The organism is Ruegeria sp. CL3, from assembly GCF_056536505.1.
In genome coordinates, this window is the sequence record NZ_JBQFPT010000002.1 from 159,934 (window position 1) to 177,792 (window position 17,859).

The 17,859-nt window shown below is 58.9% G+C and carries 26 protein-coding genes and 3 tRNA genes; 14 read left to right on the forward strand and 15 right to left on the reverse strand.

Annotation, left to right across the window (positions count from 1 at the left end):
- The first annotated feature begins 364 nt into the window (after nt 1-364).
- Complete coding sequence (locus tag ACR0NO_RS03040) at nt 365-538, forward strand: hypothetical protein (protein WP_480722936.1); 174 nt, start codon at nt 365-367, stop codon at nt 536-538.
- Nucleotides 539-585: 47 nt separating this feature from the next.
- Here ACR0NO_RS03040 and ACR0NO_RS03045 read toward each other — a convergent pair.
- Nucleotides 586-669: transfer RNA gene (locus ACR0NO_RS03045), tRNA-Tyr, on the reverse strand.
- 116 nt (nt 670-785) lie between these two features.
- Between ACR0NO_RS03045 and rlmB the strand changes: the two genes are divergently transcribed.
- The 4 genes from rlmB (at nt 786) to ACR0NO_RS03065 (ending at nt 3,074) form a co-directional block, all read left to right on the forward strand.
- Nucleotides 786-1,562 carry a 23S rRNA (guanosine(2251)-2'-O)-methyltransferase RlmB gene (gene rlmB / locus ACR0NO_RS03050; protein ID WP_480722937.1) on the forward strand — a complete coding sequence of 259 codons (777 nt, stop codon included), beginning with the start codon at nt 786-788 and terminating at the stop codon, nt 1,560-1,562.
- A 9-nt stretch (nt 1,563-1,571) separates the two neighbouring features.
- Nucleotides 1,572-1,853: a hypothetical protein gene (locus ACR0NO_RS03055; protein WP_480723110.1), complete on the forward strand. Its 282-nt coding sequence runs from the start codon at nt 1,572-1,574 to the stop codon at nt 1,851-1,853.
- A gap of 172 nt (nt 1,854-2,025) precedes the next feature.
- Nucleotides 2,026-2,406, forward strand: coding sequence for a YHS domain-containing (seleno)protein (locus ACR0NO_RS03060; RefSeq protein ID WP_480722938.1), 381 nt, complete (start codon nt 2,026-2,028; stop codon nt 2,404-2,406).
- Nucleotides 2,407-2,603: 197 nt separating this feature from the next.
- Entirely contained in the window at nt 2,604-3,074 is a 471-nt protein-coding gene (locus ACR0NO_RS03065) for a CoA-binding protein (RefSeq protein ID WP_480722939.1), read from the forward strand.
- Nucleotides 3,075-3,076: 2 nt separating this feature from the next.
- Here ACR0NO_RS03065 and ACR0NO_RS03070 read toward each other — a convergent pair whose 3' ends face one another.
- From ACR0NO_RS03070 to hisF, 3 genes are all read right to left on the reverse strand, one after another.
- Nucleotides 3,077-3,643 (reverse strand): hypothetical protein, encoded by a 567-nt coding sequence (locus ACR0NO_RS03070; RefSeq protein ID WP_480722940.1) that lies wholly within the window; start codon nt 3,641-3,643, stop codon nt 3,077-3,079.
- 72 nt (nt 3,644-3,715) lie between these two features.
- The gene (locus ACR0NO_RS03075) at nt 3,716-4,033 is read right to left on the reverse strand and encodes a phosphoribosyl-ATP diphosphatase (protein WP_480722941.1); all 318 of its coding nucleotides are present in this window, start codon (nt 4,031-4,033) and stop codon (nt 3,716-3,718) included.
- Nucleotides 4,030-4,791: an imidazole glycerol phosphate synthase subunit HisF gene (gene hisF, locus ACR0NO_RS03080; RefSeq protein WP_480722942.1), complete on the reverse strand. Its 762-nt coding sequence runs from the start codon at nt 4,789-4,791 to the stop codon at nt 4,030-4,032. The genes ACR0NO_RS03075 and hisF overlap by 4 nt, the downstream gene beginning before the upstream one ends.
- 118 nt (nt 4,792-4,909) lie before the next feature.
- On the opposite strand from hisF, the gene ACR0NO_RS03085 reads away from it, so the two are divergent.
- On the forward strand, nt 4,910-5,356 hold the full coding sequence (locus ACR0NO_RS03085; RefSeq protein WP_425085551.1) for a DUF302 domain-containing protein: 447 nt from the start codon (nt 4,910-4,912) through the stop codon (nt 5,354-5,356).
- Nucleotides 5,357-5,362: 6 nt separating this feature from the next.
- On the opposite strand, the gene hisA is transcribed toward ACR0NO_RS03085, so the two are convergent.
- Entirely contained in the window at nt 5,363-6,082 is a 720-nt protein-coding gene (gene hisA, locus ACR0NO_RS03090; RefSeq protein WP_480722943.1) for a 1-(5-phosphoribosyl)-5-[(5-phosphoribosylamino)methylideneamino]imidazole-4-carboxamide isomerase, read from the reverse strand.
- 123 nt (nt 6,083-6,205) lie between these two features.
- Between hisA and ACR0NO_RS03095 the strand changes: the two genes are divergently transcribed.
- Nucleotides 6,206-6,607 (forward strand): DUF2147 domain-containing protein, encoded by a 402-nt coding sequence (locus ACR0NO_RS03095; protein ID WP_170374923.1) that lies wholly within the window; start codon nt 6,206-6,208, stop codon nt 6,605-6,607.
- Between the two features lie 4 nt (nt 6,608-6,611).
- Here ACR0NO_RS03095 and hisH read toward each other — a convergent pair whose 3' ends face one another.
- Nucleotides 6,612-7,250, reverse strand: coding sequence for an imidazole glycerol phosphate synthase subunit HisH (gene hisH, locus ACR0NO_RS03100; RefSeq protein ID WP_480722944.1), 639 nt, complete (start codon nt 7,248-7,250; stop codon nt 6,612-6,614).
- A 58-nt stretch (nt 7,251-7,308) separates the two neighbouring features.
- Nucleotides 7,309-7,896, reverse strand: a complete 588-nt coding sequence (gene hisB / locus ACR0NO_RS03105; protein WP_170374919.1) for an imidazoleglycerol-phosphate dehydratase HisB — start codon at nt 7,894-7,896, stop codon at nt 7,309-7,311.
- A gap of 154 nt (nt 7,897-8,050) precedes the next feature.
- Between hisB and ACR0NO_RS03110 the strand changes: the two genes are divergently transcribed.
- On the forward strand, nt 8,051-8,290 hold the full coding sequence (locus ACR0NO_RS03110) for an Lrp/AsnC family transcriptional regulator (protein ID WP_050602861.1): 240 nt from the start codon (nt 8,051-8,053) through the stop codon (nt 8,288-8,290).
- Between the two features lie 125 nt (nt 8,291-8,415).
- On the opposite strand, the gene ACR0NO_RS03115 is transcribed toward ACR0NO_RS03110, so the two are convergent.
- Nucleotides 8,416-8,490 (reverse strand) — tRNA-Gly (locus tag ACR0NO_RS03115).
- A 37-nt stretch (nt 8,491-8,527) separates the two neighbouring features.
- Nucleotides 8,528-8,602: transfer RNA gene (locus ACR0NO_RS03120), tRNA-Gly, on the reverse strand.
- Nucleotides 8,603-9,088: 486 nt separating this feature from the next.
- Here ACR0NO_RS03120 and ACR0NO_RS03125 point away from each other — a divergent pair.
- Nucleotides 9,089-9,964 (forward strand): hypothetical protein, encoded by an 876-nt coding sequence (locus ACR0NO_RS03125; protein WP_480722945.1) that lies wholly within the window; start codon nt 9,089-9,091, stop codon nt 9,962-9,964.
- A 16-nt stretch (nt 9,965-9,980) separates the two neighbouring features.
- On the opposite strand, the gene ACR0NO_RS03130 is transcribed toward ACR0NO_RS03125, so the two are convergent.
- Complete coding sequence (locus tag ACR0NO_RS03130; RefSeq protein WP_170374913.1) at nt 9,981-10,247, reverse strand: DUF2312 domain-containing protein; 267 nt, start codon at nt 10,245-10,247, stop codon at nt 9,981-9,983.
- A gap of 164 nt (nt 10,248-10,411) precedes the next feature.
- On the opposite strand from ACR0NO_RS03130, the gene ACR0NO_RS03135 reads away from it, so the two are divergent.
- Entirely contained in the window at nt 10,412-10,630 is a 219-nt protein-coding gene (locus tag ACR0NO_RS03135) for a hypothetical protein (RefSeq protein ID WP_170468076.1), read from the forward strand.
- A gap of 9 nt (nt 10,631-10,639) precedes the next feature.
- On the opposite strand, the gene ACR0NO_RS03140 is transcribed toward ACR0NO_RS03135, so the two are convergent.
- The gene (locus tag ACR0NO_RS03140; RefSeq protein WP_170374909.1) at nt 10,640-10,855 is read right to left on the reverse strand and encodes a hypothetical protein; all 216 of its coding nucleotides are present in this window, start codon (nt 10,853-10,855) and stop codon (nt 10,640-10,642) included.
- A 235-nt stretch (nt 10,856-11,090) separates the two neighbouring features.
- Here ACR0NO_RS03140 and ACR0NO_RS03145 point away from each other — a divergent pair, with 235 nt between their 5' ends.
- From ACR0NO_RS03145 to ACR0NO_RS03160, 4 genes are read left to right on the forward strand one after another with little or no spacing between them, the layout of a single operon-like run.
- The gene (locus ACR0NO_RS03145; RefSeq protein ID WP_480722946.1) at nt 11,091-11,954 is read left to right on the forward strand and encodes an MBL fold metallo-hydrolase; all 864 of its coding nucleotides are present in this window, start codon (nt 11,091-11,093) and stop codon (nt 11,952-11,954) included.
- Between the two features lie 30 nt (nt 11,955-11,984).
- Entirely contained in the window at nt 11,985-12,404 is a 420-nt protein-coding gene (locus ACR0NO_RS03150) for a YeeE/YedE family protein (RefSeq protein WP_170468083.1), read from the forward strand.
- Nucleotides 12,404-12,835 (forward strand): DUF6691 family protein, encoded by a 432-nt coding sequence (locus ACR0NO_RS03155; RefSeq protein ID WP_480722947.1) that lies wholly within the window; start codon nt 12,404-12,406, stop codon nt 12,833-12,835. The genes ACR0NO_RS03150 and ACR0NO_RS03155 overlap by 1 nt, the downstream gene beginning before the upstream one ends.
- 9 nt (nt 12,836-12,844) lie before the next feature.
- Entirely contained in the window at nt 12,845-13,276 is a 432-nt protein-coding gene (locus ACR0NO_RS03160; protein WP_480722948.1) for a protein tyrosine phosphatase family protein, read from the forward strand.
- Between the two features lies 1 nt (nt 13,277).
- On the opposite strand, the gene ACR0NO_RS03165 is transcribed toward ACR0NO_RS03160, so the two are convergent.
- The 4 genes from ACR0NO_RS03165 to ACR0NO_RS03180 all read right to left on the reverse strand — a co-directional run bounded on the left by ACR0NO_RS03165 (nt 13,278) and on the right by ACR0NO_RS03180 (nt 17,812).
- Nucleotides 13,278-14,372, reverse strand: coding sequence for a FliM/FliN family flagellar motor C-terminal domain-containing protein (locus tag ACR0NO_RS03165; RefSeq protein WP_480722949.1), 1,095 nt, complete (start codon nt 14,370-14,372; stop codon nt 13,278-13,280).
- Between the two features lie 76 nt (nt 14,373-14,448).
- The gene (locus ACR0NO_RS03170; protein WP_480722950.1) at nt 14,449-17,127 is read right to left on the reverse strand and encodes an ATP-binding protein; all 2,679 of its coding nucleotides are present in this window, start codon (nt 17,125-17,127) and stop codon (nt 14,449-14,451) included.
- Nucleotides 17,127-17,435, reverse strand: a complete 309-nt coding sequence (locus tag ACR0NO_RS03175) for a hypothetical protein (protein ID WP_170554079.1) — start codon at nt 17,433-17,435, stop codon at nt 17,127-17,129. The genes ACR0NO_RS03170 and ACR0NO_RS03175 overlap by 1 nt, the downstream gene beginning before the upstream one ends.
- Nucleotides 17,432-17,812, reverse strand: a complete 381-nt coding sequence (locus ACR0NO_RS03180) for a response regulator transcription factor (protein WP_480722951.1) — start codon at nt 17,810-17,812, stop codon at nt 17,432-17,434. The genes ACR0NO_RS03175 and ACR0NO_RS03180 overlap by 4 nt, the downstream gene beginning before the upstream one ends.
- Between the last annotated feature and the right edge of the window lie 47 nt (nt 17,813-17,859).

Here is a 17,859-nt window from a genome sequence, read left to right on the forward strand (position 1 = left end):
TTGGCGCATTCGAATAAACTGAAAACTTTGTGCGCTATGTGAACAACACTACAGAACCCAAAACCGAAAACCGCCATAGTCATGCCTATAACGAGTTAGCGTTCATGGTGTGTTTCGAACGCGAGATCGGTTTCTCCTCCCTGAGATAGGGGCGCGCTTTGTTTCCAGCGCGCCCCGTCTTCTTTTTGGCTCGAAGACACGCTTACCGATCTAGTTCGGGCTTCCTTAAAAGTCGCGCGGTACGCCTTTGTCAAACGCCCGCACCGTCCTACAATTTGGGTGTGAACAAACGAAGCGAATGGCCATGCTGGAAGACAAGCGCAAAGATCTTGACTCGGAAAAGCAGAAACAACTCCTCCGGAAGTTGGTTGAAGATCTGAGTAAACAGCAGATCGACCTCTACTATCAGCCCACAAGCGAAATCGCCGCGTTTCTTGAGAAACAGATCGAAGGCGGTGAGTCTCTTCTGGCAGAAGACAGGGCACTTCTGCGTCGGTTGAGCCGCCGCGATATCGAAGTTCTTCTCAGTCTACACTAATAGATTTCTGCACTGATAGATTTGCCAAAATTTTCTGCTAGAGAAAGTGGTGGGCGACCCTGGAATCGAACCAGGCGTGCGTCTCCGCGAGGGAGTTACAGTCCCCTGCCACACCTTGCGGCCTGTCGCCCACTGTCAGGCGTTGCACCTGACGTGGAGGCGTGATTACTAGCGCACCAAAGGAGCGTCAACAGGAAAATACCGCTTTGACGCAGGAAATCGAACGCCCGGCCCGGAGGCCAATAAAATGAAGAAACCCAAGTGGGTCGTGGAAAAGGAACAGGCGCGTAAAGCAGCGGCTGCGGAAACGGTTTGGCTGTTTGGTCTGCACGCCGTGCGCGATGCTTTGATGAACCCAAAACGGCAGAAATTGCGCCTGATTGTGACCCGAAATGCCCGTGACAAGCTGGCAGAAGCCATTGATTTTGCGGGCACCGAGGCCGAGATGGTCGATCCACGGAAGTTCAACGCTCCAATTGATCAGGGATCAGTTCATCAGGGTGCCGCCCTTGAGGTCAAGCCGCTGGAATGGGGCGGATTGGCCGAAAACTGTATCGGGCGCGAACACCCACGTGTGATTTTGCTGGATCGGGTGACAGACCCGCACAATGTCGGGGCGATTCTGCGCTCGGCCGAGGTACTGGGCGCCAGCGCTGTGATCGGGACTCGGCACCATTCCGCACCTGAGACTGGGGCGCTGGCCAAAACCGCAAGCGGCGCTTTGGAGCGTCAGCCCTATTTGCGGGTCCGCAATCTGGCCGACGCGATTGTCGAGTTGCAGGGCATGGGCTTTCTGGTGCTGGGTCTCGATGGTGAGGCCGAAGATACGATCGAGGCTGCCATAGGGGATCACCGTGATCGTCCGGTGGCGCTGGTGCTGGGTGCAGAAGGCCCCGGATTGCGACAGAAGACCAAGGAAACCGTGGACAAGTTGGTGAAAATTGACGCAGCCGGCGGTTTTGGATCCTTGAACGTTTCAAACGCGGCGGCGATTGCCCTATATGCCTCACGGTACACAGGATAGGAGCGCGTCATTTCTGGCCCATCGAAAATCGCCACCTGCTGCTATTGCGGGACCCGAGCGGCGCTTGTCCTGAAGGGAAAGCAGCGGCATGAGCTGAGCTGTTCCAGCTGCGGCGCGCCGTTGCATGACCTCAAGATGCTGCCCAAGCGCAAGGTGACCGAAAGCGCACCCAGGAAACATGCAGTAAGCCATAGCGCGCCGCCGAAATCCAAGCGCAAGAAAAAGAAGAAAACCCTGTTTTCGCGCGTGATGGATGAGGCCTGGGATGTGATCGAGGATATCTTTGACTGACCTTCGCGCTTTCGGGGTGTTCACAACCACGTCATCTGGGGTGTCTCGCAGCGCAAAACGTTGCAGATTGAGACGCTGAGTCCATGATTCCGTTATACCTATGCCAATCCGCCACGCTCTCATTGGCGCGCTGAGCGCCACTCTTATCGCTTCTGCCGCTGTTGCGCAGCCCATGCCCGTGTATTTCGCGCCCGAGGGGGCTGCGATGGCGGGATACGATCCCGTGTCCTATTTTCAGGGTGACATACCCGTGCAGGGCCGTCCCGAGATTTCAGTGACGTGGAAGGGAGCCGAATGGCATTTCGCGTCCCTCGAAAACCGCGCGATGTTTGAGTCGAATCCGCGGGCCTTTGCCCCTCAGTTCGGGGGGTATTGTTCCTATGCGATGGCTCAGGGCATCCTCAAGGGAACCGATCCGGGGGCCTGGCAGGTTGTGGATGGGCGCCTCTACTTGACGTTTTCGCCTGAAATTGAGCGGAAATGGCGTGAGGATCAGTTGGAATACATCCATCAGGCCGAAGGGAACTGGCCTGAGATTCTGTATCGAGAATAGGCAACCTTCCGCCGTTTGTGAAAAGTCATCACAAAAATGCGCACGCCCTCTTTTTTTTAACCAAAACATGCCTAAATGTCACAGTGACCGCGGAACGGAACTGCCGCGGGTCATTTCACTGTCCCTCGTTCCAACAACTGGCGCCCAAGGTTTCTTGGGCGCTTTTTTCTTTTTCAGCCGTCGCATAGGGTAGCGGTATGGCTGAATATTCTGATAAGTTCCTGAGATCCATTCTGAAGCGCACCAAGACCGTTGCCGTGGTCGGAGTGTCCATGAACGAGGTACGGCCGAGTTTCTACGTGGCCCGCTATCTGTCGCTGAAAGGCTTTACCGTGATCCCGGTCAATCCCGGCCATGCGGGAAAGCAACTTTTCGGTCAAACCGTGCGCGCCACCCTGTCAGATATCAAGGAAGACGTTGATATGGTGGATATCTTCCGCCGCTCTGAGGCCGTGCCTCCGATCGTGGATGAGGCGCTGGAGGTATTCCCATCCCTGCGCACCATCTGGATGCAAATCGGTGTTGAACACGCAGAGGCTGCCGCCAAAGCTGAGGTGCGCGGCGTGGATGTGGTGATGAATCGCTGCCCCAAGATCGAATATCAGCGCCTGTTCGGAGAGCTGCGCATGGGTGGCTTCAGCACTGGCATCATTTCATCCAAGCTATAGCGTCACTGCGCCTGATAGGGTTTGAGGCGGGCCACCTGTTCTTGCCTGCGTTTTTCCAGAACAACCTCGCGCGGGACCCAGTCATATCTTGTGTCTTCCTGCAGCGGGGACCAGAAAAGAACCCCGCCATAGCGCCACGGGTCCAGCACGACCCCATCATAGAGCGACTCGCCCCGCGCGCTGATGATCGCTGTGCTGTGGTCGATTCGCAGGGGATTGTCGGCATTGGCGATGGCGCGATGCATGTCCAGCGTTTGGAAGTTTTCTTGCTTCAACCGCCGCTCGATATCTTCGGCCCAGTGCCAGCATAATCCACGCGGGCGCAAGCCCTTGTTGACCTTGGCATTGTGGATCAACGGAGGGTCGGTGATCTCGTATTCCTGCACCAGCCGCGCGGTGTAGGAATATGCAATGCGGGCGGCCCGGTTGGCCTCAGCCGGGTCGATATCGGGACCGAGGCTTTGGATTTCCGAGGCAAGACGCTGAACTTCATCCCCGTTGGATGGTGGCGGGGCCGCACAGGCGCCCAAAGTCACGAGGGCCAGAACGCAGGCCAAAGTTCTGATCATTGTGATGTCCCTCGCCCGATAGACCGTGAAACATGATCATAGAACCGCTTCGGCGCGGACGGAAGACTGCGTTTAGCTTTTGGGGCGTGCGGCCTTTTCGGCGATACCGCTTATGCCCTGACGCTGCGCCAGCTCCGCCAGCACATCGTCCAGCGCAACGTCGCGCGCGGCCAGCATGACCAGCAGGTGATACAGCACGTCGGCGGCCTCGGCAGTCAGCCCGTCCTTGTCGTTCTTGACGGCTTCGATGATGGCCTCAACAGCCTCCTCGCCGAATTTCTCGGCGCATTTTTCTGGGCCCTTGGCCAGCAACTTTGCCGTCCAACTGCTGTCCGGGTCCGCCCCTTTGCGCGCCTCGATTGTGGAGGCCAGATCGTGCAGGATACTCATGTCAGCCTCATCGGGATACCTGCGGCGGCCATGTGTTCCTTGGCCTCGCGGATGGTGTATTCGCCAAAATGGAAGATCGAGGCGGCCAGTACGGCGCTTGCGCCACCTTCGGTGACGCCTTCGACCAGATGGTCCAGATTGCCAACACCGCCCGACGCGATGACCGGCACATCCACCGCGTCGCTGATTGCGCGGGTCAGCGGCAGATTGAAACCCGATTTGGTACCGTCCCGATCCATCGAGGTTAGCAGGATTTCTCCGGCACCTTTGGCGACCACGGTTTTCGCAAACTCGACCGCGTCTATGCCAGTGGGCTTGCGGCCGCCATGGGTGAAAATCTCCCATTTGCCGGGGCTGACGGTTTTGGCGTCGATCGCGCAAACGATACACTGGCTGCCGAACTGGTCTGCCGCCTCGGCAATCACATCCGGGTTGGCGACAGCGGCGGAATTGAAACTGACCTTGTCCGCCCCCGCCAGAAGCAAGGCACGCACGTCATCCTTGGTACGAACGCCACCACCCACGGTCAGAGGAACAAAGCACTCCTCGGCCGTGCGCTGAACCACGTCGAACATGGTGCCGCGATTTTCATGCGTGGCGTGAATGTCCAGAAAACAGATCTCGTCCGCGCCCGCGGCGTCATACGCCTTAGCCGATTCCACCGGGTCGCCTGCATCGCGCAGACCCACAAAATTCACACCTTTGACCACGCGGCCATCGGCGACATCCAGACAGGGAATGATACGGGTTTTCAGCATGCGCTTTCCTTTGTTGTCCGCACCCTTACCGGCAAAGCCCCGCCGATACCAGACTTGTGATTGTCACCCCTCTCAAACCTGTGAAAACTGTCCCCAAATTCAGCAGGAGATCAATAAGATGCGAAACCTTATTCTGACTACCACCTTCCTTTTTGCAGGAGCAGTTGCCGCAATGGCTGACGATATCATCAAAGTAGAAACCGCAAAATCCGTGCCCGAGGCACTGGACGCTCTCGAAGCGGCTGTGGGCAACGCAGGCGCGACCGTCTTTGCGCGCATCGACCACGCAGCCGGGGCCGAAAAGGTCGGCACGCCGATTCCGCCCAATCAGGTGCTTATCTTCGGCAACCCCGCGCTGGGGACACCTGCTATGCAGATCGACCCGCGTGCGGGCCTGTTCCTGCCGTTGAAAGTGCAGGCCTATGAGGATGCGAACGGGCAGGTCTGGTTGGCCTATGAAGACCCGAAAGAGACGATGGATGAACTTGACGAGGTCGAAAACTCGCCCGTGATCGAGAAAATGCGCGGCGCGTTGAAGAAACTGACCTCGGCTGCCGCGCAGTAAGGCTGTTTAGCTTAGGGTGCGAATGGCCTCGGCCAGGTCAATCGCGCCATCGTACAGCGCCCGGCCCGAGATCGCGCCGTTCAGCTCAACTCCACAATCGCGCAGGGCGATCAGATCATCCAATGAGCTGACACCACCCGAGGCAATGACCGGGATGGAGACGGCTTGAGCCAGCGCGGCTGTGGCTTCGATATTCGGGCCTTGCATCGCGCCGTCGCGGTTGATGTCCGTATAGATGATTGCCGCAACGCCAGCATCTTCGAAGCTGCGGGCCAGATCCGTAACCTGCACATCGGTTTCCTCGGCCCAGCCTTTGGTGGCGACCATACCGTTGCGGGCGTCGATGCCAACTGCGACCTTACCGGGGAAGGCTTTTGCGGCCTCACGCACCAGATCGGGGTTTTCGACCGCAACGGTGCCCAGAATGACGCGTGCCAAGCCCTTTTCAATCCACGTCTCGATGGTGGCCATGTCCCGGATGCCACCACCCAACTGGGCAGGTACGTTGCAGGCCTTCAGGATCGCCTCAACCGGAGCGGCGTTGACCGGCTCGCCCGCGAAGGCGCCGTTCAAGTCGACAAGGTGCAGCCACTCACATCCTGCATCAACAAAGGCACGGGCCTGCGCGGCCGGGTCCTCGTTGAAAACGGTGGCTTTGTCCATTTCTCCGCGCAGCAGGCGAACAGCGTTGCCGTCTTTCAGGTCGATGGCGGGATACAGGATCATGTCGGGCGGCCTTATCTGAATGTTACACGGGCGGCGTATCGCACAAGCGGGTTAGCGACGCAAAGTCAATCTTGCCCGAAGCCCGACACCGGGCCAGAGTGAACCCAAATCAGGGAGGTTATCATGAAGAAACTTGCACTTTCGATTGCTTTTGCATCGCTGGCCACAGGCGCGATGGCGGCAGATCCGGCGGATGGGCTTTGGAAAACACAACCGGGTGACACAGGTGGGTACCTGCACGTGTCGATCAGCGAATGCGGCAGCGCAATTTGCGGCACCATCGACAGCGCATTTGACGGCAATGGCGACCAGATACTGGACTATGAAAACCTGGGCAAACAGATCATCTGGGACATGGTCGCAGAAGGCAGCGGCAGTTATGACAACGGCAAGATCTGGGCCCCGGATCGCGACAAGACCTACAACTCCAAAATGACGCTGGACAGCCAGAACCAGCTGACGGTCAAAGGCTGTGTCGCAGGCGGGTTGGTCTGCCGCGGGCAGACCTGGACCCGCATTCAGTAACGCCCTAGGGCGCCCAAGTCAGGAAGTTGCCGATCATACGCAGGCCAACATCCTGGCTTTTCTCGGGGTGGAATTGCATCCCAAGCATCGTGTCGCGGCCGATCACGGCAGTGACGTCCTGCCCATAGTCCGCATAAGCCAGCCTTTGCGCCGGATCCGTGACACGGAAATGGTAGGAGTGGACGAAATAGACATGATCACCGGATTTCACACCATTAAACACCGGGTGATCGCTATCCAGAACCAGATCGTTCCAGCCCATATGCGGCACCTTGAGCGAAGCGTCCGAAGGCTCGATCCGCAGCACGTCCCCAGCGACCCAATTCAGACCATCGGTTTCGGTATATTCATGGCCTTTTGAGGCCATCAACTGCATCCCGACGCAGATACCGAGGAAGGGGCGACCTTTCTGTTCGACCGCCTCAACCATCGCGTCATAGATGCCCTTGTGGCCACGCAGCTCGGCGGCGCAGGCCGGAAAAGCTCCGTCCCCGGGTAGCACCAGCCGGTCCGCGCGCGCGACTACATCCGCGTCCGAGGTCACAACGACCTCACCCGCGTGCAGTTCTTTCGCCATACGCTGAAAGGCTTTTTCGGCCGAGTGCAGGTTGCCGCTCTCGTAGTCGATGATCGCGGTGAGCATTTGAGTCCTTTCTGTGCGCAACTTGTCCGAAAACCGGTGCCCACTTTTCGGGTTACGCTTACAACGCGCCCTTGGTTGACGGAATCGCATCCGCCTTGCGCGGGTCGGTTTCAACCGCATCCCGCAGGGCGCGGGCAACGGCCTTAAAGGCAGCCTCGGCGATGTGGTGGCTGTTGAAACCGTGCAGCTGATCAATGTGCAGTGTAATGCCGCCATGGGTACTGAGCGCCTGAAAAAACTCGCGCACCAGTTCGGTGTCGAACGTGCCGATCTTCTGGGTCGGCAGGTCCACGTTCCAGATCAGGAACGGGCGCGCTGACAGGTCCAGCGCACAACGCACCTGAGCGTCGTCCATGGGCAAGTGACACTCGCCGTAGCGGCGGATGCCTTTCTTGTCGCCCAGTGCCTGCGTCAGAGCCTGACCCAGCGCGATGCCGGTGTCTTCGACCGTGTGGTGGTCGTCGATGTGATAGTCGCCCTTGGCGCGGATCGTCATGTCGATCAGCGAATGACGCGCCAACTGATCCAGCATGTGGTCAAAGAAGCCAACGCCGGTCTGGTTGTCATACTGGCCGGTGCCGTCCAGATTGACCTCGACCGAGATCTCGGTCTCGGCGGTCTGACGGCTGATCTTTGCGCTGCGCATGGGCGAATTCCTTTTGCTACAGGCGCGCTTATAGACGGGGTTGGGCGGGTTGATCCAGTGCCCGCAGCGCAATCGGTACAAACTGTTGCAGGGGATTGCACACAGGTCCGGGCCATGCCAGCCTGCCGGAAACTCAAGTCAAAAGGCCCGGCACATGTCCACCTGCGTTTTTATCCAGATCCGCTGCAAACCCGGCACCACCTACAAGGTCGCCGAAGAGATCGCCCTGCGCGAGATTCACTCAGAGCTTTATTCCACCAGCGGCGAATACGACCTGCTGCTGAAGCTCTATATCCCCGAAACCGAGGATGTGGGCCATTTCATCAACGAACACCTGCTGGTGATTCCAAACATCGAACGATCCTTGACCACGATGACGTTCAAAGCGTTCTGATCTGAACCTGCACTCTTGATGCGGCAGAATCGGCCCGGTAGCGAAAGACATCCGGGCCACAGCTAAACACAGACGCTCAGGCACCGCGTTCACATCGAAATTGATCAGTTGGAAAAGTTTGCATCTGGAGCGGGCGAGGCGATTCGAACGCCCGACCCTAACCTTGGCAAGGTTATGCTCTACCCCTGAGCTACGCCCGCATCAGATACATATGTTGGTCCGAAGACCTTAACTCAATGGAGCGGGCGAGGCGATTCGAACGCCCGACCCTAACCTTGGCAAGGTTATGCTCTACCCCTGAGCTACGCCCGCGCCGTTGAGTGAGGAGGGATGTATAAATTCCCGCGCGAGCCTGCAAGCGGAAAAAGACAAAAACCTGTAAAAATCTTTCGACGGAAATTCGGAGCTGACGCGTTGAATGGGTAATGAGGCTTACAAGGCGAAGGGACGCGTGATGAAATCAAGGGCATTGGCAGAAATGAAGACGGCACTGTTGGCGGCGCTGATTGTTTTCGCGGTATTGCTCTGCCCGCCCGAGGACGATCCGTTGGCCGAGGTCCCCTCCCCTATGTATGAGCGGCAGATTTTGACCGGATAGGCAATCTTGCCGGGACCTGCCAAAAGGGTATCGCATTCGGCGTAGGCGTGGTCCAAGCTGACCTCTGCGGACGGGCGCCAAATGTCGATCTCTCCGCAACGACCCTAGCAGCCAACAAGCCGCTTGCCAGTTACGGCATTTACCGATGAAGGCGCAGGATGTAACACCGGAGAAAGGAGCCCGGCAAAAACAGGACGAAGATGCAGGTTGTTATCCACGCAGGCGTGGCCTTTTCCGACAATGACCGGTTGATCGAAACCCTTATCGCGAACGCGTCGGTTCTGAACCAGCAGCGGGTCATCCCTCTGGACCTCGCGCAAGGGCGGCAGTTTGTGAAAGTCGCCTCAGATTCCATGACAACCGGAGCGCCTCTGCCAGAGGTTCTTATAGGCCTGAATGAGGTTCTTCCCGACCGCACCACTTGTGATCGCGTTGTCCTGTCCAGCGACAAGGTTTTTGGCCCCAGACGAGCCGCGATTCTGCGCGGGCAGTTTTATCCAAATGCGGCTGAGCGGATTGCGTTCCTGGACCGTGTTCTAGAGTCGGATCAAATCGAGCTGTGTTTCGCGCTGGTCAACCCGGCGAGCTTCATCTCGAAATTGCTGATGTCACTGCCCGAAGAGCGGCGGAAAGCCGTTCTAGGGAATACCGACTTGAGCAAACTGAACTGGCTGACCATGATCAACGACCTGCGAGAAAGAGCTCCGAACGTTCAGATCACGCTCTGGGCCAATGAAGACACTCCGCTTATCTGGGGCGATATCATCAGAACGCTTGCCAGACTGCCTGACAAGGCGGCCCTGCAACATGAATACGCGTTCATTGCCTCAGTGCTGACGGACGCGGGCCGTGCAGAGCTGACGCAACTGCTGGAACAAATTGCCTGGCAGGATCGGGATATGCTGCGGGAAAGTCTGACCCATCTGTTCGATGAACATGCCGATCCTGCGCAGATCGAGGAAGAGCTGGAGATTCCAGGCTGGAATTCAGACGTTGTCAGCGCGTTTTCCGAGATCTACGAACAGGATCTCGCGGCACTACGCGCCATGCCGGGCGTAAGGGTGCTGCAGCCCTGAAACGGGCTGCATCGCATTACATACCCAGCGCTTCCTTATACATTTCGAGAACCGCCTCTTCTTCGGCGATATCATCCTTGTCGCGCTTGCGTAGCGCGACTAGTTTGCGCATGACCTTGGTGTCGTAGCCGCGCGCTTTCGCTTCGGCCATGACCTCTTTTTGCTGCTCGGCCAGATCTTTCTTTTCGGCATCCAGACGCTCGATCCGTTCGATGAACTGGCGCAGCTCGCCTGCAGTCACGCGGTAGTTGGCGGCGGCCTGATCTTCGGTCATGTCTTCCATGTAGGTCTCTCCCAGAGGCTGAATTGCGATGCTGAGACATCGGGCATGGTGCCGGATACATCGCCGGTGCCCGGGTCGCAAGCACCCAATCCCATGGGCGGGCTTGTCGGCAGGGCGCTGATCCGCTAAGCGCAAAAACACGGCACCAGCAGAGGCAGGCAACCATGTTCGAAATCATCACCTGGGGCGGCGCCGCCCTGTCAGTGGCCGGGCTTGTCGGTCTGATCTGGTGTATTCTGCGCGTAATGAAGGCCCGCAAAGCGGGCCTTTCAGATGACGAACTGCGCGCTGTTGTTCAGGGTGTTCTGCCCTGGAACCTTGGGGCGTTGTTTCTGTCGGTCATGGGGCTAATGCTGGTCATCCTCGGCATTTCGCTGGGATAACCCAACCGATCAGATCGGCAAATTGTCAAACCGCGCTTCCATCGCGTCCTCGCACAGGGCCGCATCCAGATGGCGCATGCGCGACGGAACATGCATCCCCTGCTGACGCATGCGATCTACGATCTTGCTGAAACTGGGCTGCAGCGCCAATCGGGTATCCAGACACGCGTTCTGAAGTTTTTGCTCTAGCTCTTGCGCTTCGAAATAGAGGTTATCTGTCGTCATTGTGATCCTCCCAATTGTCAGTATCCCCGATATAGGTAACGCGGATACGACACGAAGATGCTACCGGAAGCGATGGCGGTTTATTGCCCGCTAAAATACCCTGTTCGGCAAATCTGCGCGTCTGGGTTAAAGTTTAGGCAAATTTCATCTGTCGTGCCTTGACGGACATCAAAAACCAAACTGGCTCTTGTATCATATTCTGTTTTTCTTATATGTCGTCTAAGTGGAGGAGACCATGAAGCCAAAAGTGAAAGCGTTCTTCGACGACCAGACCTTTACGGTCTCGTACGTCGTCCACGAAGACAGTAGCCGCGCTTGTGCGATTATCGATAGCGTTCTGGATTTCGATCATGCCTCGGGCCGGACGGGGACAAACTCTGCCGACCAGATCATCGCTTATGTACACGCCAAAGACCTCAAGACCGAGTGGATTTTGGAAAGCCATGTGCATGCAGACCACCTCTCGGCGGCGCCATATCTGCAGCAGGAACTGGGCGGCAAAATCGGGATCGGACATCACATCGTCGAGGTGCAGGAAACCTTTGGCAAAATCTTCAACGAAGGGACCGAGTTCCAGCGCGATGGCAGCCAGTTTGATGCCCTCTTCCGCGAGGGCGACAGTTTCCACATCGGGCAGATGCGAGGCGATGTGCTGCACACGCCCGGTCATACGCCGGCCTGCCTGACCTATGTGATCGGCGATGCCGCTTTTGTCGGCGACACCTTGTTCATGCCCGACTTCGGCACCGCACGATGCGATTTCCCAGGCGGTTCGTCCGAGACCCTTTTTGCGTCGATCCAGAAAATCCTGTCTCTGCCCGATGAGACCCGCATTTTTGTGGGGCACGACTACAAGGCTCCGGGCCGGGATGAGTATGCGTGGGAGACGACGGTGGGCGAACAAAAAGCGCTGAACATCCATATCGGGCAAGGTCGCAGAATCGAAGAGTTTGTGGAAATGCGGGACGCACGCGATGCGACCCTTTCCAAACCCAGGCTGATTCTGCCGTCGCTTCAGGTCAATATGCGCGCGGGCCAGATGCCCCCGGCCGACGAACAGGGCGATGTTTTCCTGAAGTTGCCGATCAACAAGCTGTGACCTGCGCCAACAGTATAGGATGGACATAGTATGAACCCGGACTGGATATGGGGCCTTTGTGGCGGCATCCTGATCGGCTGCGGCGCTGCGCTTTACCTGCTTGGCAATGGCCGGATCATGGGGGCCAGTGGCATTCTGGGAGGTTTAATCGACGGCCCGGCAAGGCGCGAGAAACTGGTATTTGTCTTGGGGCTGATCGGTATGCCGCTGATCATGAGCCGCTTGATGAGCGAACAGCCTCAAACTCACCTGACAGAAAATCTGGGCCTTCTGGTCGTCGCCGGGTTGCTCGTTGGCATTGGCACGCGGCTGGCCAACGGTTGCACATCGGGTCATGGGGTCTGCGGCATCTCTCGGTTTTCTCTGCGCGGGATTGTTGCGACCCTAATCTATATCGCTGCTGGAGCGGTGGTTTTGGCCTTGTTCCGCCACGGTTTGGGGGTGATCTGATGCGGCTGTTGATCGCTTTGGTATCAGGCGCGTTGTTTGGCGCGGGGCTGTTGCTGTCGGGGATGACGGACACCCAAAAGGTTCAGGGCTGGCTGGATATCTTCGGCGCATGGGACCCGACGCTGGCCTTCGTTATGGGAGGCGCGATTCTGCCCATGTTGGTCGCGTGGCGCATGACCAAGACCCGCCAACCGTTGACTGGCGGCACATTTCCCGCACCTGCACGGACCGAACTTGACCGAGGGCTGATCCTCGGCTCAGTCCTGTTTGGCGCAGGCTGGGGTTTAGTCGGCCTATGCCCCGGCCCAGCCATGGCGGCGCTGTCCTATGGCGGGACCAGCAGCGCTGTCTTTCTGGTGGCGATGGCGGCGGGGATGCGGTTGGCGCCGGGGCTGCGCGCGCAACTGGACAGGGCGGCCAACGCGGCCTAATCAATTGGCATGGAGATTCGACCTATAACCCCCCGCTACGCCGTGTCCCCGCAGATCACTGTCGAGGACGTGCCCGCCATTGCCGAGGCCGGCTTCGTCAAGGTTATCTGCAACCGACCCAATGCCGAGGTCCCCGAGATCATGCAATCCGATGCCATCGGAGACGCGGTCCGCGCAGCCGGTCTGGAATACGAGGTGCTGGAACTGACCCACCAGACCATGACGCCCGAAAACGTCGCACGGCAGCGGGATATGGCCGAAAATTGCTCTGGCCCGGTTCTGGCATATTGCGCGTCCGGCACGCGTTGCTCGGTTGTTTGGGCTCTGGGTCAATGCGAGCAGATGAGTACGGATGAGATCCTGACTGCCACCACCAATGCTGGATACCAATTGGAGCAGCTGCGCCCAACTTTGGATCAGTTACGCAACACGTCGGACTAAATCAGAACTCGGTTTTCTCCGAGCCATCGCGACCCGCAAGTTGCGAGATTTCCGCGACCATTCGATCGGGTTCAACAAGGCTTAGGTCGTCGTCGACCGGATCGGCAACCGAGGGGCTCGCGACCAGATCGAGAGGGTCGGACAGGATATCTACGTCTGTGTCAGCCATATCGCCCCGGACACTGGCCGGGCGGCTTTCTATGAATTCGGCGGACTCCAACGCATCCAGCGCGGGCAGCGGTACATTTTCATTCAACCGAACCGCGCGCATCCCCCCCGACTGCCCCAAACGCCCGACCGAGGCGCGGGTGCGCTCGATGGTCAGAACCTCGGTCCGGTCCAACCGCGCGCCGGTCAGCGGCAAGAGGCTGCCCACCTCAAGCGCGGACAGATGCGCCAAAGGCAACCTCATCCGGCACACCACGGCGTTCAGCTCGGCCCGTACAACGCCTGATGACTGCTCCAGCCGAGGGCCAGTGTCGACATCCAGTTCAACCTCAACGTCATCGGGCGCGGGCGGATCGGGCAGCACAATCGTGATCTGGCCCTGACTCAACCCGCCTCCAAGTTCCACAGTCAGGTCAAAAACACGGTAGCTATCTGCCACCAGCGACAAGGACAGACCGCGCAAATCCACCGCCCGTGAGGCATACTCATACCCTGTCAAAACCGGCTGATCTGCCGCATCGACCAGACCGACAGCACAGCGCAACGCATCCTCGACCAGTGGGGCGGCCATGGCGGCGTCCGTATCCGTAAAGCCCCGCTCGGCGGGCGCGTCCGGTGTAACCTCACCAATGGTTTGGGTCTGAACGATGGCCGAGACGCAGTTCAAATCCAGACAGGCCGCCGCCACCCCGTCGGGTCCCGAAAATTTCAACAACAACCGATCCTCGGCCAATGTGGCCGCAAGTCCGGCCTGCGGCCGATCTGCCTGCCTTGCCCCGATAACGGCCAGCGGAAGGTCCAAACGCTCACCTGCGGCCCGCGCAAAGCCCAAGCGTAACGCCCGCAGGATCGAGCGGGGCCGATCCCCCAGATCCCCCTGCCCCAATGACAATTTACGCGCCAGAGCGGCGCCGGCCGTGTGTGCCATGGCTTCGGTACCATCCGATTTCTTGTCGTGAGTCTTGGTGTAACCCGGCAGAGGTTACGAACTTCTTTAAACCGAACTATTGCGCGGCCTGCCGGTAGGCCAAGGGCAGGCTGACGCGGAACGCCGCACCGCCCTGCCCCGGCAGATAGGTGATGTCACCGCCCAAACGATGCATGATCTCCCGGCAAATCGCCAAACCCAGCCCGGCACCGCCGGCCTTGTCCCCTCCGACCCGCGCGAATTTCTCAAAGATCATCGACCGCGCCTCAGGCGGCACCCCGCTGCCATTGTCGATGAAGTCCACAACCAGCTGCCCGCCCACATCATGCGCCGAGATCGTCAGAACGGGCTCATCGGCATCACAGTATTTCCGCGCATTGGAGATGAGGTTGATAAACACCTGCCCCAAGCGGTCGAGATCAGTTTGCAAGGGGATACGCTCGGATGCCTTGCTGCGCCGCACAACCAGCCGCTGATCCGTGCCCGCCAGCGCGCTGGAGATCGACCGATCCAGAACCGAACGCAACGTATCGTCGCCGAGGTTCAGCCTGACCTGCCCGTTCTCGAGAACGCTGAGGTCGAGCAGATCGTCCAGCAGACGTGTCAGGCGGAGCGCCTCGTCGTGAATGATGGCGGCATAGCGGGTCTGTTCTTCACCGCTCAGCCCCTGGGTGTCGCGCATGATCTCGGAAAATGCCCGGATCGAGGTCATAGGCGTGCGCAATTCATGACTGACCTGGCTGAGGAAGCTGTCCTTCTGCTCGGATATTTGGGTGAGCTTGGCGTTGGCATCGCGCAACTGTCGTGCCGTGCGGCTAAGTTCGGCAGATTTCTCTTCCAACTGGCTGGAGTATTCCAGCAATTGCGCAGATTCGTCAGCAACGGCCAAGAGGTCCTCAACCGAAACCGAGGCACCGCCCACGATCTGCCCGATCATCGCATGTGCCGTGGCCGCCCCTACTGAGCCGCTGAGCTCCCTCTCAAGCCGGGCCAGAAATCCGGGTGTCGGCTCGGGCAAAGGCGAGCGTCCGCCCTGAAGCTCGGCCTCGCGCTGGAACAGTTCCTGGGCGGGTGACGTGCCCAGAATGCGCTGCGTCATGATCATCAGGTCTTCGCTTTGCGCAACCGACCCGGTCCAACCGCGCGGCGCGACCGAGTGGTCAAAGACATTGACGAACTGCGCGCCCTGAAGCCGCTCCAACGGGCTGGGAAAGCTCAGCAGGGACGCAACACAGAACACAATCGCATTCAAGGAAATTGACCACATGACCGAATGCACCATTGGGTCGATACCTTCGATCCCGAACAAGGCCTGAGGTCGCAGCCATGCAATACCGAATGGGCCGTTCAGCAGCACACTCTCGGGCATCCATGCCGCCCCCATTCCGGGTAGAAGCAGGGTGTAGATCCACAGAACAAAGCCCACGGTCAAACCTGCCAGGGCACCGGTTCTGGTGGCCCCGCGCCAGAACAATCCGCCGACCATCGCGGGCAGGATTTGCGAAATACCGCTAAAGGCCACCAACCCGATCGAGGCCAACGCCGCGCCGCCGCCAGACAGACTGTAGTAGAAATAGCCCAGCGCCATTATCGCAGCGATCGAGATACGTCGCGCCATCAATACGATGTTGCGCACGTCTCCGGGCACGGACCCGACCCGCTCATGCGTGTTCAGCCAGATCGGCATTACGACGTGGTTCGAAACCATCGTCGACAGGGCCATTGCCGTTACGATCACCATCGAGGTCGCCGATGAGAACCCTCCGATAAAGGACAGCATCGCCAGCCCGTCCTTGCCTTGCGATAAAGGTACGGTCAGAACGAACAGATCCGGGTTGGACCCTTCCGGCAATAAATCGAGGCCGACAACGGCGATGGGGACAACAAACAGGCTCATCAGCAGCAAGTATAAGGGAAAGGCCCAGGCGGCGGTGCGCAGATGGCCCTCGTCATCATTCTCAACCACCATCACCTGGAACATGCGCGGCAAGCATACAAAGGCGGCGGCGGACAAGAAGATAAAGGTCGTCCAGCGACCGGCATCCACTTGCCATTTACCAATTTCGGAGGCGTCGATCCGCTCCATCATCGGGCCAAAGCCACCGGCAACGCCCCAGACCACGAAGATACCGACAGCCACCAGCGCAAAAAGTTTGACCACCGACTCGACCGCAATGGCTGTGACCACACCGTGGTGGCGTTCATTGGCATCCAGATTGCGGGTGCCGAACAGGATCGCGAACATCGCCAGCCCAGCCGCCACCCAAAACACGCTGGAGCCTTCGCGGTAGAGGCCCGAGGGGTCGGCCTCGGCAAAGATCGAGAAAGACAGGGTAATCGACTGCAATTGCAGCGCAATATAGGGCGTGCCGCCAATCACGGCCAGAATCGTGACGCACACCGCCAGCGTGTTCGACTTGCCATAGCGCGAGGACAACAGGTCCGCGATCGAGGTCACGCGCTGGCTGCGCCCGACGCGCACCAGTTTGCGCAGCCCCCACCACCAACTGATCATCACCAGCGTCGGCCCGAGGTAGATTGTCACGAACTCCAACCCCGACCGCGCCGCATTGCCGACCGCGCCGTAAAAGGTCCAGGCCGTGCAGTAGATCGACAGGGACAGCGTGTAGATCAAAGGAGAACGCAGCCATTTGCCCCGCCCGGCCACCGCCATCCTGTCTGCGGCAAAAGCGACGCCGAACAAAAGAACGACGTAGCCCAGACAGACCAGAATCAGGACGTTCAGCGTTGCCATCAGCCCGCGTCCGAACCGTGGCTGTCATCCACGCCAGAGCGCCGGGCAATGAGGCCAAAAATCAGGCTGATCAGAATCAGACCGATCCAGCAGGCGAAAATGTAGAAGATTGCCGACGACAGCGGCACGCCGCCGGATTCAGACTCGGCATCCGGCCACAGCAGCGGTAGCACCAGTAGCGCGCCGCCCAGAAAGGGCAGTAACCGAGCCGAATCCGCCAACCTGCGCCGGCGATAGCTTTGCCGTTCCAGAAACAACGAGGGCCGCGCACCGCGCGACGTGCGGTCCTGACCCTCGGGCGACGTCATAGCTGCGTCGCCTGCGCATGCAGATCGCGTACAGCGGTCAGCACCTCAGCGTTGGAAAAAGGTTTGGTCATGAAGCGGCTGACGCCCGCATTCTCGGCCATCTCACGATCTCTGGACTGCCCGCGCGCGGTCAGCATCAGAACCGGTAGGTCCCGCATGTCGTCCAAGCCGCGCAGATCACGCAGAATGTCCATCCCACTCTTGCCCGGCAACATCACGTCCAGAATCACCAGATCAGGCTGCGCGCCCTGAATGACCTGAAGCGCATCCGCACCATCGCCATGTGTCTCGACCTGCCACCCCTCGCGAGTCAGCAAGAACCGGATGGCCTCGGCAATGTTGGGCTCATCCTCAATTAACAGAACCTTACGGCTCATTTGTGTATATCCTCCCGATGACCGGCCTCCACCCCGGAACCGGTCTT